Below are 20,830 nucleotides of genomic sequence, written 5' to 3' on the forward strand. Positions count from 1 at the left end.
TAATATCCGACATGACCGCTCTCCTTTTTGTGGATCATTGCAGACCCACCTTGGCACATCGATGCCGCCGGAGGGCGGTTACATCATCAAAGCCGCACGCGAGCCGTCTTGGTCTCAGGACGGAGCGCGAGGGTTGAGGTCGGGAAAAGTCGCCCATTAGCGGAAATGTTCGATTCAGCGGAGACGGACAGGACGGCCCTTTTTATTAATCTTTCAACCGTGCTCAGTGTATCACCACATCGGTGCTCGTCACCGGCATTGTGATTGCGATGCTGTGCACTGCGCATCACATAAACGTTTTCACCGTCGTCTTGACCTCCCCCAACTGGAAGGTGCCATATCGGGGCCATGAACCGCGCATTTCATCTTGTTCTGCTCATCGCCTTGACACTCGGCACCCTTGTGGCGCCGAAGGGATCACTGGCGAGAAGCGTTGAAATGTCGATGGCACAGACAAGCTCCAGTGATTTAGGCGCCCTGCCCTGCGACGGATGCGTTGGATCAGAGATGTCTGATGGTGTCGTCTGTGAGGCAGAATGTGCTGTGCCTTGCGGCGCAGGCGTCGGGTCTGCCGCTGTTTTGCCAGTCGTCGCATGTGCCCCGCATGTGTTATCTCGCATGTTTATGCCGCCATTGCCCGCTGTGCCAATGCTTCGCAACATCGAACATGTTCTAGACCCACAGCCCCCCAAATACTTCGTCTGACGCTTTTGCGGCCATGCGGGCCGCAAGGTCTGCGCCTGTCGTCGTCGCGGCCACCGGATTTGTGGCAAATTCACTTTTCACAAACTCGCGCGCGAAAAGAAAACCGAAATACCCTTTAGAAAATTTACCTGAATAATAGGAACACCCAGATGAAAAAGATCTTTGGTCTGACCACCCTTGCCAGCGCAGGCGCTGCAGCGGTGCTCGCAATGAGTCTCAATGCCGCCCCCCTTAGCGCTGAAACCGTGACGCTATATAAGAACCCGCAGTGTGGATGCTGCGAAAACTACGCTGATTATCTGCGCGAAAATGGCTTTACGGTCGACGTAAAGCCGACCCATGACCTGGAGCAGATCAGCAAAGACGCGGGAATATCCGAAGCATTTCAAGGCTGCCATACCGCCTTCTTGGGTGACTATGTGGTCAGTGGTCACGTGCCCATAGATGTCGTGAACAAAATGCTGGACGAACAACCCCAGATAGCAGGGATCACCCTACCCGGCATGCCGCTCGGCTCGCCCGGAATGGGCGGCGAAAAGCAGGAACCTTTCAAGGTCTACTCGGTCGAAAAAGACGCAGCGCCGACGGTCTATGCCGTCGAATAGGACAGATCGCAGTTTGGCATACTTCTGTGCCCAACCGCATTTCGGAAATAAACAAAGGAATACAGTATGATGATGAATGGTGAGTTAATGGGCGGCGGTATAGTCGCGATGGCGTTGATATGCCTTTTGTTCGTGGTGGTTTTGATCCTCGCAGCAATCGCACTGGTGAAGTACATCCGTTCTGACGGCACGAAATAAGAGCATGTGGTGCAGTGGGGCCTTGTGAGGCTGGAGTGCATGTGACGCATCGCCAGTCATCTCGAGAGAGCCGCCGCTGCACCCTGCTGAGGTAAAGGTAAGTTAATAGATGATCAGGTATATCAGATCTTGCGCTCTGGGTTTGGCGATCGCGGCAGGCCCCGTCGCTGCGCAAGTGGTTCTGGCGCAGACAGGTGAGGAACTTTACCAAGAAAACTGCGCCAGTTGCCATGGCGCAACCCTTGAAGGAGAACCGAACTGGCGAGAGCGGTCGTCTGATGGCAAACTGCCTGCGCCGCCGCACGACGAGACAGGACATACGTGGCATCACGCCGATCGCATTTTGACCGACATCATCAAACGCGGCACCGCCGAGATTGTTGGTGGTGGCTACGAGAGTAACATGCCGGGCTTTGCCGATGTGCTGACAGACGCGCAGATTGAGGAGATCCTTGGCTATATCAAGAGCACATGGCCCGACCGCGCCCGTACGGTGCAAGAAGACGTCACCCGCGGCGATATCGAGGCGCGGGAATGAACGAGCTAGAGCCTTTGGCGCTACCTGAGCCACGCCGCCGAAAAATCTCCGCTTTGACGATTGTGCCGATCATTGCTTTTGCGCTGATGGGGCTGTTTGGCTGGGGTCTTTTTACCGGCGATGACGCGCTGCCGTCGGTCATGCTCGACAAACCGGTGCCCCAGTTCACGCTGCCTGCGGTTCTTGGGCGGGCTGAAGGATTGACCACGCAGGATCTGCTCGGACAGGTGTCTGTGGTGAATGTCTTTGCTTCGTGGTGTGTCCCCTGTCGCGCCGAACATCCGATCTTTATGGAGTTGAGCGCCACGAGTGTCGTGCCACTCTTTGGCATAAATTACAAAGACCCGCCCGAACAGGCCCGCGCGTGGTTGGACGAGTTGGGCGATCCCTATGTCCGGATCGGGGCTGACAGAAACGGCCGTGTTGGCGTGGACTGGGGTGTCTACGGCGTGCCCGAAACCTACGTGATTGCGGCAAATGGGACAATTGCCTATCGCCACGTCGGCCCGATCACCCGCGAAATTGTCCAAGAGAAACTTTTGCCATTGATCCGCGAACTACAACAGCCGGCATCCAAGGGAGCACTGAAATGAGCCTGCGCAAATTAGCTTTTGCTCTACTGGTAGCTTGGCCAAGTATCAGCAACGCTGCGCCGCAAGGCTTTGCTTTGCATGACACGCCGCAACCGGTGATCAATGTCCGCTTTGTCACCCACGACGGCACGCGCGCGGATATGGAATCGCTGCGGGGCAAGGTGCTGCTGGTCAATGTCTGGGCGACATGGTGCATCCCCTGCCGCGAAGAGATGCCAACGCTGGGCGCGCTGCAAGCCGCACTTGGCGGTGACAAATTTGAGGTCGTGGCGCTGTCGATCGATAAGGCGGGCCCACCCGTGGTCCAGCGATTTTATGACGAGATCGGGGTGACGCATCTGAAGATGTATGTCGATCAAACGATGTTATCGGCCACCGCCCTACGCACGGTTGGCTTGCCGACCACGATCCTGATCAATGCCGAGGGGCAAGAACTCGGACGGTTGGTCGGGCCAGCAAAATGGGACGATCCTGAGATGGTGTCGTTTTTGCGGGGCTATATTGAATGATTGCTGAGGTAAGCCCATCGCGCCGTCCGGCGGCTCTCACAGGCCCTCGCGACCTGCCCCGGATGGTTGCCGGATTGCGTGCATGCGCCGCAAGAATTCGTACAATATTAATCAAGGCTGCATAGCGATGGATATCTCGGGCATCGGCATCCTTGCAGCGTTTCTGGCCGGAGCAATCTCGTTTCTGTCGCCCTGTGTGCTCCCCTTGGTGCCGGGCTATGTGTCCTATATTGCTGGGCAACCTGACCTGCGCACCACCCGTCATGTCGGGTTGCGTGCGCGTGCTGGGGCATTGGGATTGAGTGTCTGTTTTGTCTTCGGGTTTTCGACGGTCTTCATTGCACTAGGTGCCGGGGCCAGCGCGCTTGGCTCTCTACTGCTGGCATGGCGGACCGAGCTCAACTTTCTGGGCGGTGCGATCATTATCCTGTTTGGCCTTGTCATGTTGGGCCTGTTTCGCATTCCGGCATTGTCTCGCGATACGCGCCCCGCGTTGAATATCCCCGGCGGGCGTCCGCTGGGCGCCTATGTGCTAGGGCTCGCCTTTGCCTTCGGCTGGACGCCCTGTATCGGGCCGATCCTTGGCGCGATCCTGACGCTCAGTTCGACCTCGGGCGGGATGCAGGATGGCATCTGGTTGCTGGCGATATATTCCGCCGGGCTTGGTGTGCCATTTCTGCTTGCAGCACTTTTTACCGATGCTATTGCCGCGCGCATCCGTGGCATCGGCACGGCGGGGCGCTGGCTTTACAAAGGGGCTGGCATTGCGATGGTGCTGATGGGGCTGGCAATCATGACGGGACAGCTTTCGCGTCTGGCCTATTGGCTGCTAGGGACATTTCCGTTTTTGGCAGCAATCGGTTAGATCTGCGCGGGTTGTCCTCACCCCATCCCGACTTCTTTAAGCGCATGAAAAGCCTTACGGAAACCTTTAATGCGTTCAGCATAGGCTGCGCTAAGTAGTGGGTCTGGCGTGATCTCCGCCATCAGCTCGGGCGTCGTGAAAACGTCGCTTTCGCCGCAAGCCGCCATCGCCAGACGGGCCGCGCCAAGGGCCGCACCCTGCGCCCCGCTTTGTGGCACTTTAAGTGTCAGGCCCGTGGAAGCAGCGATAATATTTAGCCAGGCTTTTGAATGGCTCCCGCCACCCGCCACCCATGCAGTTTTCAGCTCCGCGCCACTGCCTTCAATGGCATCACGGCAATCGGCCAAGGCAAAGGCCACCCCTTCGAGCACAGATTGCGCCAGTTGCGGCAACCCCTGCTCCCGTTTGAGACCCAGAAATCCCGCCGATGCCTGTGGCGCGTTGTGAGGCGTGCGCTCGCCAGAGAGATAGGGCAGAAAAGTTACCGGCGACGGCGCTTCGGGCTTTTCAGGCACCAATGCTGCCAAGGCTTGCGGCGATTGTCCGACGACTTCAGAGAGCCAGTTCAACCCGTCCGCCGCCGACAGGATCACCCCCATCTGATGCCAGGTATCAGGCACCGCGTGGCAAAAACTGTGAACTGCGGCCTCTGTGTTGGCGGCAAAACGGTCTGTGGTTGTAAACAGCACCCCCGAGGTGCCCAGCGACACAAAAGCGTCGCCTGCTTGGGTGATGCCCAGCCCGCAAGCCGTCGCCGCGTTATCTCCGGCCCCGCCGGCGACAATGACAGCGCCGACACCCCATACGCTTGCCAATTCCTTGCGAAGCATCCCTGCCTGCGCCGAACCCTCAACCAGTTCGGGCATATGGGCGCGGGTGAGGCCCGTCGCCTCAAGCAGGGCGTCCGACCAGTCGCGCCGCGCAACATCGAGCCAAAGCGTACCAGCGGCGTCCGACATCTCTGACATATGCCGCCCCGTCAGCCACAGGCCAACGTAGTCCTTTGGCAGCAATACTTTCTTGGTCTTCGCGAATACTTCCGGCTCATGAGTGCGTACCCATTCCAGCTTTGGCGCCGTAAAGCCGGCCATAACGATATTGCCGCCAATGCCACGAAAATCGGCGCGGGCCTCAAGCGTCCTGCATTCCTCGACAGAGCGGCCATCGTTCCACAAAATTGCCGGGCGCAGCGGCTGATCTTGCGCATCAAGCAAGGTCGCCCCGTGCATTTGCCCTGATACCGCGATGCCCTTCAGTGCCGCAAATGCCTGTGGTGCGGCGCGGCGCACCGCGTCAATCGCAGCTTCGCAAGCAGTGATCCAGCTGTCAGGATCCTGCTCTGACCATCCCGACTGCGGGCGGCTGACGACGAGCGGCGCCTGCCCTTCGGCCACAACGGTCTGCGCGGCATCGATCAGCAACGCTTTGACACCGGAGGTGCCCAGATCCAGTCCGAGATACATGCGCGCGCTTTCTTTGGTGAGAGGCGCTTTGGCCCACCGACTGGCGGGCCAAAGCCGGTTAGCTCTGTTTAGAACGGGCTGTCAGGATAGTAAAAGTCCATCGCGTTGTCTTTGGTCACCAATACCGAGCCGATGACGAAAGTGCCCGAGACTGGCGCGTTCGAGGTCAGGCCCACGGCGGTCAGTTCAATCGCGGTGGCAATCATTGAGGGTGGATAGGTGACGTTGGCGGGGACCATCACATCGCCGTCGGCGGTGCGCTTGATCATTTCTTTCATACCGGCACCGCCGAGCACAAATTTCACGTCATCGCGGCCAGCCGCCTCAATCGCAGCCAATACACCGATGGCCATGTCATCATCAGAAGCCCAAACCGCGTCGATCTTTGGATATTTGGAGAGGAAATCTTCCATCACCGTAAAGCTGTCATCGCGGTTCCAGTTGCCGTGCTCCATGTCGAGCACATTGATGCCGGAGCCTTCGATGGCGGCAGTAAAGCCGTCAACGCGCTCGTTATCGATCGTCGTCGGGATGCCGCGGAACACGACAATATCACCGCCCTCAGGCATCCGCGACACCATAAACTCACCTGAAACGGTGCCAAATCCACTGTTGTCACCGGCAACATAAAGGTCTTCGATCCCCGCGACGGAGAGGCCACGATCCACCACGGTCACCCAAGCGCCGCTATCGGCCACAGCCTGTACAGGCGGGGTCAGCGGATCGGATTCAAATGGCAGCACGACCAGTGCGTTGATGTTGCGCGTGGCGACCATGTCTTCGATGTCATTGACCTGCGTGCCCGGGTCGGACGCCGTCGACAAGACAAACTCAAGGTCAGAATACACTTTCTCAAGCCGTTCGATGGTTTCGCGGGCGTGGAAGTTCATCCCGCCTGCCCAGCCGTGCGTGGCAGCCGGAATGGACACGCCAATCACCTTGGTTTCGGCCCATGCGGCCCCTGCGACCAGTGTCGCAAGTGCGGCAGCGACGAATGTCGTTGTATGTTTCATTTCTCTCTCCCGTTTTTCGATATGAGCGGCCCTATTGGCCCGCCTTGCGTTCGCGCTGTAAAATTACAGCGAGAATGATGATGACCCCTTGGATCGCGCCGTTCAGATAGGGCGAGACGAAGTCGGTCAGGTTTAAGATGTTGTCAATCAGGCTGAGGATCAGCACACCAATCACGGTACCCCAGACACGGCCAAACCCGCCTTTGAGGACGGTGCCCCCGATGATCACCGCAGCAATCGCCTCCAGCTCCCAGAGCACACCGGTGGAGGAAGATGCGGAGCCAAGGCGCGGCACGTACATGATGGTCGCGACCCCGACCAGCATGCCAAGAGCGGCATAGGTCAAAAGCCGGGTGCGGTTCACGTTCACGTTGGAATAATGCGCCACATGTTCGTTGGAGCCCGTGGCTGCACAATGGCGCCCGAAGACCGACCGCGACATGACGATTTCACCAATGATAACCACGAGGGCAAAGACGATAATCGGCCAGCTGATCCCAAGGAAGCCATCAAAATAAACGGGACGGTAAAAGGTCCGCAGCGAAAAATCGAGCGACAGCGTCCCACCATCGGCCAGCCACGTGACAAGGCTGCGGTAAATACCCATCGACCCCAGCGTGACGATAAATGCCTCGATGCCCAAGGTGGTGATCAAAAACCCGTTCAGCAGCCCCGCAAGAATGCCCGCAACCAGCGCCACCGCCATGCCAAGCAGGATGATCGGCACGCCCACCCCCATGGTCGGCAGAGCCGCGTTCATTACCAAGATCATCAGACCCGCGATAAACGCTGCCATCGAGCCGACCGAGAGATCAAGCCCGCCTGCGGTGATCACGAATGTCATGCCGACTGCAATGATCCCGATGAAGGCCGAGCGCGCCAGCACATTGGTGATATTGGCCCCGCTGAGGAAGTTCGGGTTCATCAACGCGCCGATCACGACCAGCACAATCAGCGCCAAAAGCGGGCCGAGCACGGCCATCGAGGGCATCTTGCGGGCGGGTGTCGTCAGGGGAATATCGGTCATGTTGGTTGCCTCATGCCATCTGCTTGGGGGGCGTGGTGCCAGCCGTGGCGCTCAGCCCCATGGACAGGCGCACGATTGCGTCCTCGGTAATGTCATCTTCGCCGAGCGTGCCTGCAATCCGGCCAGAGCGCATCACCACGATACGATCGGAAAGTCCGATAAGTTCGGGCATCTCTGAGGAGATTACGATGATTGAGAACCCTTCAGCCGCGAGTTTGCGCAGGAAGACATAGATTTGTTGTTTGGTGCCGATGTCGATGCCGCGGGTCGGCTCATCAACGATGAGTATGCGCGGTTCGGCCAGCATGACCTTGGCCAGCAACAGTTTTTGCTGGTTGCCGCCCGACAGATTGCCGACCTTGATATCGCGGCTGCCCGCGCGAACGTCAAATTCGCGAATTGCAGTGTCCAAGGCGGCGCTCTCGGCGCGGCGGTCAATCATCAATCCGCCGAATTTATACAGGGTTTGCAGCGTCAGGTTTTCGCGCATCTGCCAATTGAGGAGCAGGCCGCGCAGTTTGCGGTCTTCGGTCAGATAATTAAGCCCCAGCGCTTGCGCGTCGGCAGGCGCGTTGATCTGCTCCGACTTGCCAAAAAGCGTCAGCTCGCCGGTCTGCGCGGGGCGCAATCCGGCCAGCCCCTCCATCGCTTCGGTCCGGCCTGCCCCGATCAGCCCGCCGATGCCGAGTATCTCACCACGCTTAAGGTCAATATCGATGTCCTGTGCATGGCCCGAAACGGTCAAGCCTTTGACAGACAATACTGTTTCGGCATCCTCGGCCACGCCGGGCTTGGCGGGATAGAGGTCGGATACATCGCGCCCGACCATTGCCGTGGCCATGCCGTCCTCGTTGATCTGGCCTGTGGCCCCTGCATGCACAACGTGCCCGTCGCGCAGAATGGTGACCTGATCAGAGATTTCCGCCACCTCGTCGAGCTTGTGCGAGGTGAACAGGATCGCCGTGCCCTCTTGCTGCAAGATACGCACCTGTTCGAACAACACGTCTGTCTCGTTAGCAGTCAGCACGGCGGTCGGTTCGTCCATGATCAAGACCCGCGCTTCGCGCGACAGGGCCTTGGCGATCTCTACCAACTGTTTGTCTGAGTTCGAAAGGGTCGAAACCGGCGCATCTGGATCGACGGTGCAGCGCACCCGCGCCAGATAGGAGCGGGTCAATTTCCGCATTTCCGAGGTGTTCAGAAACGGCCCGCGCGTCAGCTCTCGCCCAAGGAAAATGTTTTGCTCCACAGTGAGTTGCTCGGCGAGGTTAAACTCCTGATGGATCATCACTATGCCGGCTTTCTCGCCCGCATGCAGGTTCTCGAACGTCACCTCGGCCCCGTCGAGCAGCAGCCTGCCTTGGGTGGCTGGTTGATAGCCCGCGAGGATTTTCATCGTCGTCGATTTGCCCGCGCCGTTCTCGCCGATCAGCGCGTGCACTTCGCCGGCACGCAAGGCGAGATCGATGCCATGCAACACCTCGATAGGGCCGAAGCTTTTGCTGACAGCTTGCAGGGCGAGCACGGGCACTGACATCAGAGCGTCACCCAAGCGGCGTCCTGCCACGATGACATGACACAGGCGTTGATGAAGGCCATGCCAGCCATGCCTTCGCTGATGCCCGGCAACAGCCCCATCGCGGCGTCGCGCGGGGTGCCGTTTTGGACAGCGCGAATGGCATCGGCGGCCTCGGTGTAGATATTGGCGAACCCTTCGAGATATCCTTCGGGGTGGCCGCCAGGAATGCGGCTGACGGCAGCAGCGGCTTGTCCTGCTCCGGCACCGTTTCGGGTGATCAGGCGCTTAGGCTCGCCCAGCGGGGTGAACCACAGGTAATTGGGGTCTTCCTGATGCCATTCCAGCCCGCCCTTGCTGCCATAAACCCGAAGCTTGAGCCCGTTTTCATTGCCCGGTGCGACCTGACTGCACCACAGCATCCCCCGTGCGCCGCCCGCAAAGCGCAACATCACATGGGCATTGTCATCGAGCTTGCGGCCTGCACCAAAGCTTTGCAAATCGGCGGCAAGGCTTTCAACAGCCAAGCCACTGACAAAACAAGCCAGATTATGCGCGTGCGTCCCGATATCGCCAACCGACCCACCGACGCCCGAACGTGCGGGATCGGTACGCCACTCGGCTTGCTTGACGCCTTCGTTCTCCATCGGCGCGGTCAGCCAGTCCTGCGGATACTCCGCCTGCACGATGCGGATATCGCCAAGCTCGCCTGCATGAACCATCGCTTGGGCCTGCCGGATCATCGGATAGCCGGTGTAGTTATGAGTCAGCACAAATAAAGCGTCACTGTCGGCAACGGCCTGCTGCATCGCCGTTGCATCCTCCAAAGTCGAGGTCATCGGCTTGTCACAGATCACATGAATACCTTCAGCGAGAAATGCCTTGGCAGCAGCGAAATGTACATGGTTGGGCGTGACGATCGACACGGCTTCAATACCATCCGCACGGGCGGCCTCGGACTTGGCCATTTCGGTGAATGAGCCGTAGGATCGCGCGATCCCCAAGGTCTCCGCACTGGCGGCCGACTTTTCAGGCGTGGAGGACAAGGCGCCTGCCACCAGATCGAACCGATTATCAATGCGCGCTGCAATGCGGTGCACGCCGCCAATGAAGGCGTCATTGCCGCCGCCTACCATGCCAAGACGAAGACGGGCCATCAGTTGATCCCCAGCATCTTGCGGTTTGCCGCCTCGTCGGTGCCGCCGTCGGCGAAATCGTCAAAAGCTTTATCGGTCACGCGGATAATGTGATCCTTGACGAATTGTGCCCCCTCGCGCGCGCCGTCTTCGGGGTGCTTAAGGCAGCATTCCCATTCCACCACAGCCCAACCATCAAAGTCATTTGCTGCCATTTTCGAGAAGATTGCCCCGAAATCGACCTGCCCGTCGCCCAAGCTGCGGAAGCGTCCGGCGCGGTCGGTCCAGCTTTGATAGCCCGAGTAAACGCCCTGCCGACCCGTTGGATTAAACTCGGCGTCCTTGACGTGGAACATCCGGATGCGGTCTTTGTAAATGTCGATGTTATCAAGGTAATCAAGGCATTGCAGCACGTAGTGGCTGGGGTCATAGAGCATACAGGCGCGGTCATGGTTACCGGTCCGCTCTAGAAACATCTCATAGGTGACGCCATCATGCAGATCTTCGCCCGGATGGATCTCATAGCAAACATCGACGCCACAATCCTCGGCGTGGTTGAGGATGGGCAGCCAGCGCTTGGCAAGCTCGTCAAAGGCAGTCTCCACCAAGCCCGCGGGGCGCTGGGGCCACGGATAGATGTAGGGCCACGCCAGCGCGCCGGAGAAGGTCGCATGGGCGCCGATCCCCATGTTTTTCGACGCGGTCAGCGCCTTCTTGACCTGATCCACGGCCCATTCCTGCCGTGCCGCAGGATTGCCGCGCACATGCTCGGCGGCGAAACCGTCAAAAGCAGTGTCATAGGCCGGATGTACGGCAACCAACTGGCCCTGCAAATGGGTCGAAAGCTCGGTCACCTCTACGCCATTCTCGGCAGCTTGGCCTTTGAAGGTGTCGCAGTAATCGGTGCTTTCTGCTGCCTTCTCGAGGTCAATCAGACGGGCGTCCCATGACGGCACCTGCACACCCTTATAGCCACAATCAGCCGCCCATTTGGTGATGCTGTCCCATGAGTTGAACGGGGCTTCGTCGCTGGCAAACTGCGCCAGAAACAGCGCTGGTCCCTTGATCGATTTCATAATTGTCCTCCCACAGGCGTCTCACACAAAACGGTTTACGATATTTTCGAGAATTTCCTGACGACCCGACCGGGGTTCGGGGTTGATGCCCTCGCGCTCGACCCGTGCCGCTGCCGTTTCCAGATCGCCCTGCAACATCTGAACCGCCGCCGGACTGTCCCAGCCCGCATAGCGTTCGTCGCGCAGCGTCTCGAGAGCGCCATCGTTGAGCATCGTCGCTGCAGCCTTGAACCCGCGAGCGCAGACATCCATTGCACCGGCATGGGCGGCGATCAGATCGACCGGATCCAGCGATTGGCGGCGCAGTTTGGCATCAAAGTTGGTGCCGCCGGTCTTGAAGCCTCCTGCTTTGAGAACCTCGTAATAGGCCAGCGCGGTTTCCGGCACATTGTTAGGAAACTGGTCAGTGTCCCAGCCGGATTGGTAGTCGTTGCGGTTCATGTCGATGGAGCCGAGGATGCCCAGTGATGCGGCAAGGGCCAGTTCATGCTCGAACGAATGGCCCGCCAGAATGGCATGGCCCTGCTCGATGTTCACCTGAACCTCGCCCTCAAGCCCGTACTCCTTGAGAAAGCCGTAAACCGTGGCCACGTCATAGTCATACTGGTGTTTGGAGGGCTCCTGCGGCTTCGGCTCGACCAGGATCGCGCCTTGGTAGCCAATCTTGTGCTTGTACTCGACGACCATCTGCAAGAAGCGGCCTGCTTGCTGGCGCTCTCGCTTCAGGTCAGTGTTGAGCAGCGTCTCATAGCCCTCGCGCCCGCCCCAGAGCACATAATTTTGCCCGCCAAGCTTATGGGTCGCATCCATGCAAAGCTTTACCGTCGCTGCCGACCACGCGAAAACGTCAGGGTCGGGGTTGGTCGCCGCTCCCGCCATGAAGCGTTTGTGGCTGAACATATTCGCCGTACCCCAAAGCAGACGGGTCTTGTGGGTCTCCATCTTGGCTTGGAAATATTCAATAATCTCTTCGAAATTGCGGCGGCTTTCGGCAAAGCTATCGCCCTCGGGGCGAATATCGGCATCGTGCCAGCAAAAGAACGGCGCATTGAGAATGTCGAACATCTCGAAGGCGACATCGGCCTTGAGGCGGGCATTCTCCATCGTGTCGCCAAACCAAGGCCGCTCGAACGTTTGCCCGCCGAACGGATCGCCGCCTGGCCACGCAAATGAATGCCAATAGGCCACAGCAAAGCGCAGATGCTCCTCCATCCGCTTGCCCATAAAAATCTCGTCCGGATTGTAGTGCCGGAACGCGAGATCGCGGCTTTCAGGGTCAAAGCGCAGAGGTTGTAGGTTTTCAAAGAATTTGGTCATGGGATATTGGGCCGTTATTATTGAATGGTTTCATCAGGAAGATTATCGCGCAGGTAGATCGCCGGAATGAGCTCCGGTGAAGGCGGTGGGGGCCTGCCATCCAGCAAGGCCCGTAAAGCAGCCAAGGCGCGGTTCAATTCGATTTCGGGGCGTTGGTCGATCGCGACATCCACGGCTCCCTCCAACAACGCTTGCCGCGTGGGTTGGGAAAGTTCGTGCACGATGCAGCAGAACCGATCGGGGCGTCCGACAACGCGCAGCGCGTCGATCAGCCCGTCATTACCCGCGCCGACATTATAGAGCGCTGTGATGCCGTGCGGCTGTCCCAGCGATTGCACAAGCGTTTCACGCATCAGCCGCGGGTCATCGCGGGTTTCGCTGACGTCTTGGAGGATGAGATTGGGGAAATCCCGCTCCAGCACATTACGAAAGCCGTGCAAGCGGTCAAAGTGGTCAAGCGCATCAAGCGAACCGGCAGTGACAAGCACCTGCCCCGCTGCCCCCGCGTGCGCCATGCCGATCAGCCGCGCGGCAGTGCGCCCGGCTTTGTTATTGTCGATGCCGATGTAATAATCCCGGCAGCTTTCTGGCAGGTCGGAGACAAGCGAGACAACCTTGGTGCCAGCGGCGCGCAAGGCATCCAGTGGCGCTTTGATCCGGTCTTGTTGCAGACCGACGATTGCAATGCCGTCATACTGCGCCTTCGCAAGTCCGATAAGGGTTTCTTGGAGGGCATCAATTTCAAACGCTTTAAATTCGATCACATCAATCGCGATGCGGTCGGCCTTCAGGTGCAGCTTTGCCTGATCAAGGTGGTCATGCATCCGGCCAAAGAAGGCATTGCTGCGGTGCGGCAGGACAAAAGCCAGCCGATAGGTGCGGTTTTTGGACAGGTTTGCCGCTGCGATATTGCGCACATATCCAAGTTGCGCGACAGCAGCTTCAACCTTGGTCACGGACTTCGCCGCCACATTGCCGCGCTGGTTCAGCACACGGTCTGCGGTGGCGTAGCTGACCCCCGCCAACTGCGCGACATCATGAAGCGTCGGACTTTTCATTGTTCCTCCCCGTGGCGGGAAACGATGCTTCCTGCCGATGGGGAGAGGCTACTTCTTAAAAATGATAGTCGTCAAGCATTTTGATGGGGAGGGCCAATATATTGGCTTTTAACGGTCGGAATAAAATATTATTTACGCTATAATACAGATAGTTAAACGTAAGATATAAAGCATTACATCAATCGAGCGACCTCGCGCCTTTCGGCACGGCTGCAAATTGTTCAAATATAGCATTCACACCCGTAACGATAGCGTTTTCCCCTTTAATGTCTTGAGTCGCAGTCGCCTAGCAACCTTGATAATTCGACCGCGAGGTGGCATTTCAACACCGCAGTTTTGCCTGATCTGCGCCGCTCTCATGGCTTAATGATCCTATACGCCGCTCTGCATCATACCGTGAAAAGGACAGATGCATGCACTCCCCACCCCTAGAGACTGCAAGCCGCCACGCGCGCATGTTTGAACTGATCCGTCAGGCCGGACAGGCTGATATCACGAAAGCGCGCGTACAGGCCGCCTCGCGCCGCGTCGAGGCAGCGTCGACGGATGGGTTCCGGCAGGCCGCAATCCAATCGCTACGACCATCCGCCAGCCCAAGCCTCCTGCATCAGCAGCGCTAGCTGCATCTCATACTGGTAATCGCCGCCTAAACTTCGCCGCGAAATCCGGTTGCGACGACAAATTTCTCGGAACTGTCGGCACGGCTTGCGGGTGGCTTATAGTTGGCGACCTTTGTGAACCGCTGTTTCAACAGTTTCTGCAAATCGCCTTCGGCGCCGCCAGCCAGAGTTTTGGCGACAAAGGTGCCGCCCTCTTCCAGCACATCAAAGGCGAAATAGGCAGCCGCTTCGCAGAGCGCCATGATCCGGTTGTGATCGGTCTGTTTGTGGCCCGAAGACGAGGCCGCCATATCCGACATCACCACATCGGCCTTACCGCCGAGCAACTCCTTGACCCTGAGATCAGCGTCGTCTTCCATAAAATCAATCTGATGCAACTCACAGCCGGCAATAGGCTCCATCTCCTGCAAGTCGATCCCAAGGATCGTGCCGACGGCCTTGCCCGACCGTTCGCCCAGAACGTTGCTGCGTTTGACGGCGACCTGACACCAGCCACCGGGGGCTGCCCCCAAATCGACAATCCGCGCGCCGGGCACCAGAAAGCGATATTTATCGTCCAGTTCCAATATCTTATAGGCCGCGCGACCACGGTATCCTTCGGCGCGGGCGCGTTTGACGTAAGGGTCATTCAACTGGCGCTGCAACCAACGGGTCGAGCTGAGCTTGCGGCCACGTGCCGATTTTACTTTGACCTTCAGGTCGCGTTGCCCGCGTCCGGATGTGTTCTTGCCGTCCGGTATCTTGGCCATCAGTAATTTCCTTCTTCCAATACGCCATCGGCGCTCATCTGTGCGTAGAGCAGCCCCTCACGCAGGCCACGATCCGCGACGCTGAGCCGGTCTGTCGGCCAGCAGCGCATCAAGGCCTGCAAGATCGCCGCCCCCGACATGATCAGCGCCTGACGGTCCTGACCGATCCGGGGATCGGCACGCCGCCCGCCCGGCCCCATCGCGAGGTAGGAGTGGATCACCTTGTCGATCTGGGCGCTGGTCATGCTCAAGCCGTCTACTTTGGTGCGGTCATAGCGCTTCAGGCCAAGATGGCTAGCGGCAACTGTCGTAACAGTACCGGATGTGCCGACAATCTGGAACCGCTCCTGCGGCTGGGCCGATTGATAGGGGGTGAAATCGGCGAGGTTTTCCTCGAAGAACCAACTCATCAGCGCGAAACGCGCGGCATCATCCTCAACATCGGAGAATTGGTCGCGCAAGGTAGCCACCCCCAAGGGCACGCTGATCCAGTCCACCACCTTGGCGGCAGGGACATCCGTTATTGCCTGATTGAACCCTGAATGCAGGCGCATGATTGACCGTGCCCTATCGGCCTTGGGCACCTTCGAGATGTCGATCCAGACCAGTTCGGTCGAGCCGCCGCCGATGTCCACCACCAGCAGGTTTTCGGTCTTTTGGCTGACCAATGGCGCGCAGGAGATTACCGCAAGCTGGGCTTCTTCCTCGGGTTTGATGATGTCGAGCCGCAGGCCGGTTTCGCGGTGGATGCGGGCCATGAACTCGGCCCCGTTGAGCGCACGGCGACAGGCCTCGGTGGCGACCAGACGCATCCGGCGCACCTTGTTACGACGCAGTTTTTGCTGACAGATGCGCAATGCCTGTAGGGTGCGCGCCATGGATCCGCGCGACAACCGCCCGGTCTTTTCCAGCCCCGATCCGAGCTGGACCGACTTGGAAAAACTGTCAACCACATGGAATCCGCTGCCTTTTGGCTGCGCGATCAACATGCGACAACTATTTGTGCCCAGATCAAGGGCCGCGTAAAGTTCGGACGATCTGGGCGGAACTGGCGCGGGGCTCAGATTCGGCTTTTTGTCCTTGTCGAGCGCGTCCGCACCTTTGGGACGCTGTGGCGCCATGGTTCGCGCCTTTCATATAGAGTTGCCGTTAGCGTAATCGGACGCGCAGGCACACGCAAGCGGGAACGCCCAGCGGAAGCGCGTCTTAGCCGACACTGCCGGTCTGGGATTTATAGCGGGCACACCACTCAGCGCTTTGTCGATCGCGCAAAATAGCAGTGCGCAGTTCAAGGGCTCCGGCCCGTGCTGGATCAAGATTCAGGTGCGTTAAGACTCGGGCCACCGCGCCCTGAGGGTCGGCGGCTAACGCAGAGTACGTGAGGCGCAGCGGCGTGATCGATTGAGCGGCGAACCATTCGCTCCAAGCGGCTTCTGCAAGGGCCAAAGCAGTGATCGGCCGATGGCAGGCCCCATTCCAGCGCCCATTCAGCGACATCATTCGGACGGAAGTAGGAGTTTGGGTCACCCGCGATTCCGGTGGACCTGAGCAGGGTACACAGCAGGGTGCTGCCGCTGCGGGGCGTGGCACAGATCACATAGGCGGTCGGTCTCGGCATAGCGTGTGATCTCATCGGGGCGTTTGTTGGAGCCTAGAGCAGAGGTGGGCTTTTGCATAGTGGTTGGCCATGCAGGTTATGCTGAGAGGGGGTTTGGGGGCCTTCGGTGCAGATAGTTTGGGTCAAATAGTGAGGACGGATGTTGGCGCGGCTGTCGCGTTTGGTCGCTGCTGCCCTGCTTTAAGTCGAAAACCGTCTTTGGTGGGGGCGATGCATCCTTTAGAGAAGGCGGAATGGTAGAGGGAACGGGGAATCAACAATGTCTGAGGTCACAATCGTTTACTGGCGCGATATTCCGGCGCAGGTGATCGTCGGTAAGGGCCGTCGCGGCACCAAACGGCAATTGCCCGAACGTTTCGAGCAGGCGATTGACCGCGCCGCGATGAAAACCGGCGCTGCGGGCACCGATGAATACCTGGCGGAGTGGCGCAAAGCTGCGGCGGTCGAGGTTGCGGGCGACAGTGACGACGCGATTGCCGACGCCGAAGTGGCCCGCATTGACGCCGAATTTGACCGCGCAAAGATCAAATCCCTTATCGACAACGACGGCTGGGCCTGACGCCCCTCATGTTCAAGGATAATATCATGTCTCTGTTGAATTTCCGCCGCAAGCAAGCCCCTGCCCCTGTGATGCCGACCGCCGAGATCGCGGCGTTTATGCAAGACTATTCGATAGAGGTCATGCCGCGCACCGCCGAGAAGGTTGAGAATTTCCGCGATTTGCTGCCTGAGGGGACGCGGGTATACATTGCCCATATCGAGGGCACCCTGATCGAGGACATGGTCGCCACGGCCAAGCGTTTGAATGCGGACGGCTACAAGGTCATGCCGCACTTTCCTGCCCGCATCATCAAGGACCGCGCCACACTGGCGAACTGGATCGCGATGTATCAGGGCGAAGCGGATGTGAAGCAGGCTTTGTTGCTGGCGGGCGGCGTTGCTGCACCCCTTGGAGATTTCAGCGACTCCATGCAGTTGATGGAAACCGGCCTTTTTGATGAAGCGGGTTTCGAGCGTTTGCATGTGGCTGGCCACCCTGAAGGCAACCGCGACATTGACACCGACGGGAAACGCTTGCGGGTCGATGAGGCGTTGAAGTGGAAGAACGACTTCCAGACCCGTACCGATGCCAAGATGGCCATCGCGACGCAATTTGCTTTCGAGGCACAGCCGATCATTGAATGGGCCGATAGCCTGAAGTTCGCCGGCATCACCCTGCCTATTCACATTGGCATTGCAGGGCCCGCGAAGCTCCAGACGCTGATTAAATTTGCCATTGCTTGCGGCGTCGGCCCGTCGCTGAAAGTGCTGCAAAAACGCGCGATGGATGTAACCAAGCTGTTGTTGCCTTATGAGCCGACAGATGTGATCAGTGAGCTTGCCTTGTATAAGGCCCAGAACCCAGATTTTAACATCACCCATGTGCACTTCTTCCCGCTGGGTGGGATCAAGACCAACGCCACATGGGCGCAAGAAAACGGCGGCGCTGCCGCGCAGCCTGCTAACACCGGCTCAAAGGATTAATTGTTACATGACCCGCACTATTGTCGAATCCAAGACCAAGACCGCCATCATCGGCTTTGACCAGCCTTTCTGTGTGATTGGCGAGCGGATCAACCCTACGGGCCGCAAGATCCTTTCGGAAGAGTTGGAACGGGGCGATTTCTCTCGGGTCGAGGCGGACGCCATCGCACAGGTTGCCGCAGGTGCCACCATTCTGGACGTGAACTCCGGCGCGGTGTTCTCTAACAAAATGGGCGAAGACCCGCGCTACGCCGACAACAACTTTGTCGAGCCGATGTTGATGCCAGAACTGATCAGACGGGTGCAATCGGTTGTCGATGCGCCGATCTGTATCGACAGTTCGGTTCCGGGCGCGCTGAAAGCCGGGCTTGAGGCCTGTGAAGGGCGACCGCTGCTAAACTCCGTCACCGGCGAGGAAGAGCGTCTAGAGCTCGTTCTGCCATTGGTGAAGAAATACAATGTGCCGGTTGTGGCGATCTCGAACGACGATACAGGCATTTCCGAAGACCCCGACGTGCGGTTTAACGTGGCTAAAAAGATCGTCGAGCGTGCCGCTGATTTCGGCATTCCAGCGCATGACATTGTGGTCGATCCGCTCGTGATGCCAATCGGCGCGATGGCGACGGCAGGACATCAGGTGTTTACGCTGGTGCGGCGTCTGCGCGAGGAGCTTGGGGTGAACACCACTTGTGGCGCTTCCAACATCAGCTTTGGTCTGCCGAACCGCCACGGTATCAACAACGCCTTCCTGCCGATGGCGATGGGCGCGGGTATGACCTCCGCCATTATGAACCCTGTCGGCCTGCCAGTGAACGCGACCAAGATTGCCGAGAAGAAGGCCGAAGTGATGGCTGCGGGAATTATCCTGCCCGAAGACATCGACGACGAGACTTTCGTGACGATCTTTGGCTTGGGCTCAACCCTGCCCCGTGCGGGCAAAGAGATGGAAGCGATCCGCGCTGCCAACTTCCTCTTTGATCGTGACCCGCATGGCACCGACTGGATCAAGTTCAACAAGGTCACGCCAAAAGCCGGTCACGAAGGCCGTGGACGCGCTGGGCGCATAGGCGGACGCCGTCGCGGCTAAGAGCTTCAAGTCTTTAACACAAAAAAGGGCCGCGCCTCGGTTGAGACGCGGCCCTTTTTTGGCTTTGCAGCATTGCCTACGCTTGGGTCAGACGACGGTGCGCAAAGTAGGAAAGTGGCAGCGTTGCGAGATAGAGCAAATTCAGCGCGACCAGTGTCGGCCAAGGATAGGTCATAAAGCTGATCACCATCAGAACCGCCAGCAAGATAACCACAGCCAGATGCTTGCGCTTGATTGAGGCGTGCTTGATCGAGAAGGTCGGGATCGTGCTGACAGCCAGCAGGCCAACACCGATGATGTAAAATGCCCGCAGGATTGGGAAGTCAGCGTTCTCCCAGCCCGAGAGGTGCATAAACACCGGCATCAGCGCAAGGCAGGCGAGCGCAGGCGCAGGCACACCGACAAAGAAGTTATCCTTCTTAAGTGCGGCCTTCTCCTCCCCGAGGGAAAGATTGAACCGCGCCAGCCGCAAGGCACAGCAGACCGCAAGCACGAGGACGGCGAGCCAGCCAAAATTGGCGTTGGGCGTGCCGTGGTAGAGCGAACTGTAGATCAGGATCCCCGGCGCGATGCCGAAGTTGAAGAAATCGGCGAGCGTATCAAGCTCTGCGCCAAAGGGGCTGGCCGTATCAAGGAACCGCGCCAGCTTTCCGTCCGCCGCGTCCAGAAATACCGCCAAAAGGATAAACGACAGAGCAAATTCCAACCGCCCCTCAAGGCCCATCCGAACCGAGGTGAGACCGGCACAGATGGCAAAGACAGTCACCAGACTGGGGACGATATGCCTGAGTTTAATTTCGCGGGGCTCGCTCATACCGAAACACCTACGGCAGCGGTACTCGCCGCATTCAGATCAGCCAAAATGGTCTCTCCCGCGACGGCTGTGGTACCAACGGCAACAGCGGGAGCAATCCCGTGCGGCAGATATACGTCAAGGCGGCTGCCAAAGCGGATTAGCCCAAAGCGGTGGCCAGCCTCGATCCGGTCCCCTTCTTTCACAAAACACACAATCCGCCGCGCCACCAGACCGGCGATCTGGACCACCCCGACCTTGACGCCTGCATCGGTCTCGATAGTGACGTGATTACGCTCGTTCAACTCGCTGGCCTTATCAAGCGAGGCATTCAGAAATTTGCCGGGATGATAGGCGACATGGCGGACCGTGCCCGCAACCGGTGCGCGGTTCACATGGCAGTTGAACACATTCATAAAGACCGACACCCGCGTCACGCTTGCGTCTCCGAGGCCAAGCTCGGCGGGCGGGATCACTTCTTGGATCAGCGATACGACCCCGTCCGCGGGGGAAATCACCAGCCCCGGCGTTTGCGGGATAATCCGCACCGGATCGCGAAAGAAGTAGTAACACCAGATTGTTGCACCCACACCCAGCCAGAACAGTGGCTCCCAGATAAATCCGAGCACTACAGTGATGGCAGCGAAAATCGCTACGAATTTGCGCCCTTCACGGTGCATGGGAACGGCAACGATTTTGAGCATATTCATCAGGAAACTTTCTAAAGAGCGGGTTGTACCATAAGGCAGCAACAATAAAACGAGGCGGCCATATCCTTGCCGTGTATCTCGGGACCATGCAAGCCTGCACCCGCCGAGGC

General features: G+C 58.6%; 23 protein-coding genes and 1 pseudogene. 10 read left to right on the plus strand and 14 right to left on the minus strand.

Annotated features, from left to right (window positions below):
- Positions 1 to 854: 854 nt before the first annotated feature.
- The 6 genes from BM174_RS02455 (at position 855) to BM174_RS02475 (ending at position 4,013) form a co-directional block, all read left to right on the plus strand.
- Entirely contained in the window at positions 855 to 1,310 is a 456-nt protein-coding gene (locus BM174_RS02455) for a DUF411 domain-containing protein (protein WP_093922260.1), read from the plus strand.
- A 66-nt stretch (positions 1,311 to 1,376) separates the two neighbouring features.
- On the plus strand, positions 1,377 to 1,508 hold the full coding sequence (locus BM174_RS21535) for a hypothetical protein (RefSeq protein WP_281244824.1): 132 nt from the start codon (positions 1,377 to 1,379) through the stop codon (positions 1,506 to 1,508).
- A 109-nt stretch (positions 1,509 to 1,617) separates the two neighbouring features.
- Positions 1,618 to 2,046 (plus strand): c-type cytochrome, encoded by a 429-nt coding sequence (locus BM174_RS02460; RefSeq protein WP_093922261.1) that lies wholly within the window; start codon positions 1,618 to 1,620, stop codon positions 2,044 to 2,046.
- On the plus strand, positions 2,043 to 2,639 hold the full coding sequence (locus tag BM174_RS02465; RefSeq protein ID WP_093922262.1) for a DsbE family thiol:disulfide interchange protein: 597 nt from the start codon (positions 2,043 to 2,045) through the stop codon (positions 2,637 to 2,639). Before BM174_RS02460 ends, BM174_RS02465 begins: the two co-directional genes overlap by 4 nt.
- Complete coding sequence (locus BM174_RS02470; protein WP_093922263.1) at positions 2,636 to 3,148, plus strand: TlpA family protein disulfide reductase; 513 nt, start codon at positions 2,636 to 2,638, stop codon at positions 3,146 to 3,148. Before BM174_RS02465 ends, BM174_RS02470 begins: the two co-directional genes overlap by 4 nt.
- 127 nt (positions 3,149 to 3,275) lie before the next feature.
- A complete protein-coding gene (locus tag BM174_RS02475; protein ID WP_093922264.1) occupies positions 3,276 to 4,013 on the plus strand; it encodes a cytochrome c biogenesis CcdA family protein in 738 nt (245 codons plus the stop codon).
- Between the two features lie 17 nt (positions 4,014 to 4,030).
- Here the strand turns inward: BM174_RS02475 and xylB are convergent, their stop codons facing one another.
- The 8 genes from xylB to BM174_RS02515 all read right to left on the minus strand — a co-directional run bounded on the left by xylB (position 4,031) and on the right by BM174_RS02515 (position 13,619).
- Positions 4,031 to 5,476 carry a xylulokinase gene (gene xylB, locus BM174_RS02480; protein WP_093922265.1) on the minus strand — a complete coding sequence of 482 codons (1,446 nt, stop codon included), beginning with the start codon at positions 5,474 to 5,476 and terminating at the stop codon, positions 4,031 to 4,033.
- Between the two features lie 68 nt (positions 5,477 to 5,544).
- Positions 5,545 to 6,489, minus strand: a complete 945-nt coding sequence (locus BM174_RS02485; protein ID WP_093922266.1) for an ABC transporter substrate-binding protein — start codon at positions 6,487 to 6,489, stop codon at positions 5,545 to 5,547.
- A gap of 31 nt (positions 6,490 to 6,520) precedes the next feature.
- Positions 6,521 to 7,516 (minus strand): ABC transporter permease, encoded by a 996-nt coding sequence (locus tag BM174_RS02490; RefSeq protein ID WP_177209395.1) that lies wholly within the window; start codon positions 7,514 to 7,516, stop codon positions 6,521 to 6,523.
- A gap of 10 nt (positions 7,517 to 7,526) precedes the next feature.
- Complete coding sequence (locus tag BM174_RS02495; protein WP_093922267.1) at positions 7,527 to 9,053, minus strand: sugar ABC transporter ATP-binding protein; 1,527 nt, start codon at positions 9,051 to 9,053, stop codon at positions 7,527 to 7,529.
- A complete protein-coding gene (locus tag BM174_RS02500; protein ID WP_093922268.1) occupies positions 9,053 to 10,189 on the minus strand; it encodes a Gfo/Idh/MocA family protein in 1,137 nt (378 codons plus the stop codon). The genes BM174_RS02495 and BM174_RS02500 overlap by 1 nt, the downstream gene beginning before the upstream one ends.
- On the minus strand, positions 10,189 to 11,244 hold the full coding sequence (locus BM174_RS02505) for a sugar phosphate isomerase/epimerase family protein (RefSeq protein ID WP_093922269.1): 1,056 nt from the start codon (positions 11,242 to 11,244) through the stop codon (positions 10,189 to 10,191). Before BM174_RS02505 ends, BM174_RS02500 begins: the two co-directional genes overlap by 1 nt.
- Before the next feature lie 21 nt (positions 11,245 to 11,265).
- Positions 11,266 to 12,561: a xylose isomerase gene (gene xylA, locus BM174_RS02510; protein ID WP_093922270.1), complete on the minus strand. Its 1,296-nt coding sequence runs from the start codon at positions 12,559 to 12,561 to the stop codon at positions 11,266 to 11,268.
- A 17-nt stretch (positions 12,562 to 12,578) separates the two neighbouring features.
- Complete coding sequence (locus tag BM174_RS02515; RefSeq protein WP_093922271.1) at positions 12,579 to 13,619, minus strand: LacI family DNA-binding transcriptional regulator; 1,041 nt, start codon at positions 13,617 to 13,619, stop codon at positions 12,579 to 12,581.
- A 413-nt stretch (positions 13,620 to 14,032) separates the two neighbouring features.
- On the opposite strand from BM174_RS02515, the gene BM174_RS02520 reads away from it, so the two are divergent.
- The gene (locus BM174_RS02520) at positions 14,033 to 14,239 is read left to right on the plus strand and encodes a hypothetical protein (RefSeq protein WP_093922272.1); all 207 of its coding nucleotides are present in this window, start codon (positions 14,033 to 14,035) and stop codon (positions 14,237 to 14,239) included.
- A gap of 26 nt (positions 14,240 to 14,265) precedes the next feature.
- On the opposite strand, the gene BM174_RS02525 is transcribed toward BM174_RS02520, so the two are convergent.
- From BM174_RS02525 to BM174_RS21315, 4 genes and pseudogenes are all read right to left on the minus strand, one after another.
- Positions 14,266 to 14,988: an RlmE family RNA methyltransferase gene (locus tag BM174_RS02525; protein WP_093922273.1), complete on the minus strand. Its 723-nt coding sequence runs from the start codon at positions 14,986 to 14,988 to the stop codon at positions 14,266 to 14,268.
- Entirely contained in the window at positions 14,988 to 16,109 is a 1,122-nt protein-coding gene (locus tag BM174_RS02530) for a Ppx/GppA phosphatase family protein (RefSeq protein WP_093922274.1), read from the minus strand. The genes BM174_RS02525 and BM174_RS02530 overlap by 1 nt, the downstream gene beginning before the upstream one ends.
- Before the next feature lie 85 nt (positions 16,110 to 16,194).
- Positions 16,195 to 16,488: a Stf0 family sulfotransferase gene (locus BM174_RS21685; protein ID WP_425442320.1), complete on the minus strand. Its 294-nt coding sequence runs from the start codon at positions 16,486 to 16,488 to the stop codon at positions 16,195 to 16,197.
- Between the two features lie 13 nt (positions 16,489 to 16,501).
- Positions 16,502 to 16,621, minus strand: a pseudogene (locus BM174_RS21315) (Stf0 family sulfotransferase); the annotation flags it as partial.
- 244 nt (positions 16,622 to 16,865) lie between these two features.
- Here BM174_RS21315 and BM174_RS02540 point away from each other — a divergent pair.
- Genes BM174_RS02540 through BM174_RS02550 form a run of 3 tightly spaced genes read left to right on the plus strand, consistent with a single transcriptional unit; the run spans position 16,866 to position 19,217 of the window.
- On the plus strand, positions 16,866 to 17,165 hold the full coding sequence (locus BM174_RS02540) for a virulence factor (protein WP_093922276.1): 300 nt from the start codon (positions 16,866 to 16,868) through the stop codon (positions 17,163 to 17,165).
- Positions 17,166 to 17,191: 26 nt separating this feature from the next.
- The gene (locus BM174_RS02545) at positions 17,192 to 18,130 is read left to right on the plus strand and encodes a methylenetetrahydrofolate reductase (protein WP_093922277.1); all 939 of its coding nucleotides are present in this window, start codon (positions 17,192 to 17,194) and stop codon (positions 18,128 to 18,130) included.
- A gap of 7 nt (positions 18,131 to 18,137) precedes the next feature.
- Positions 18,138 to 19,217: a methyltetrahydrofolate cobalamin methyltransferase gene (locus BM174_RS02550; RefSeq protein ID WP_093922278.1), complete on the plus strand. Its 1,080-nt coding sequence runs from the start codon at positions 18,138 to 18,140 to the stop codon at positions 19,215 to 19,217.
- Between the two features lie 76 nt (positions 19,218 to 19,293).
- Here BM174_RS02550 and BM174_RS02555 read toward each other — a convergent pair whose 3' ends face one another.
- Together BM174_RS02555 and BM174_RS02560 are read right to left on the minus strand one after the other, a co-directional pair.
- Complete coding sequence (locus tag BM174_RS02555) at positions 19,294 to 20,031, minus strand: CDP-alcohol phosphatidyltransferase family protein (protein ID WP_093922279.1); 738 nt, start codon at positions 20,029 to 20,031, stop codon at positions 19,294 to 19,296.
- Positions 20,028 to 20,723 carry a phosphatidylserine decarboxylase gene (locus BM174_RS02560; protein WP_281244833.1) on the minus strand — a complete coding sequence of 232 codons (696 nt, stop codon included), beginning with the start codon at positions 20,721 to 20,723 and terminating at the stop codon, positions 20,028 to 20,030. The genes BM174_RS02555 and BM174_RS02560 overlap by 4 nt, the downstream gene beginning before the upstream one ends.
- Positions 20,724 to 20,830: the final 107 nt, after the last annotated feature.

Source organism: Sulfitobacter brevis (assembly GCF_900112755.1).
GTDB classification, from domain to species: domain Bacteria; phylum Pseudomonadota; class Alphaproteobacteria; order Rhodobacterales; family Rhodobacteraceae; genus Sulfitobacter; species Sulfitobacter brevis.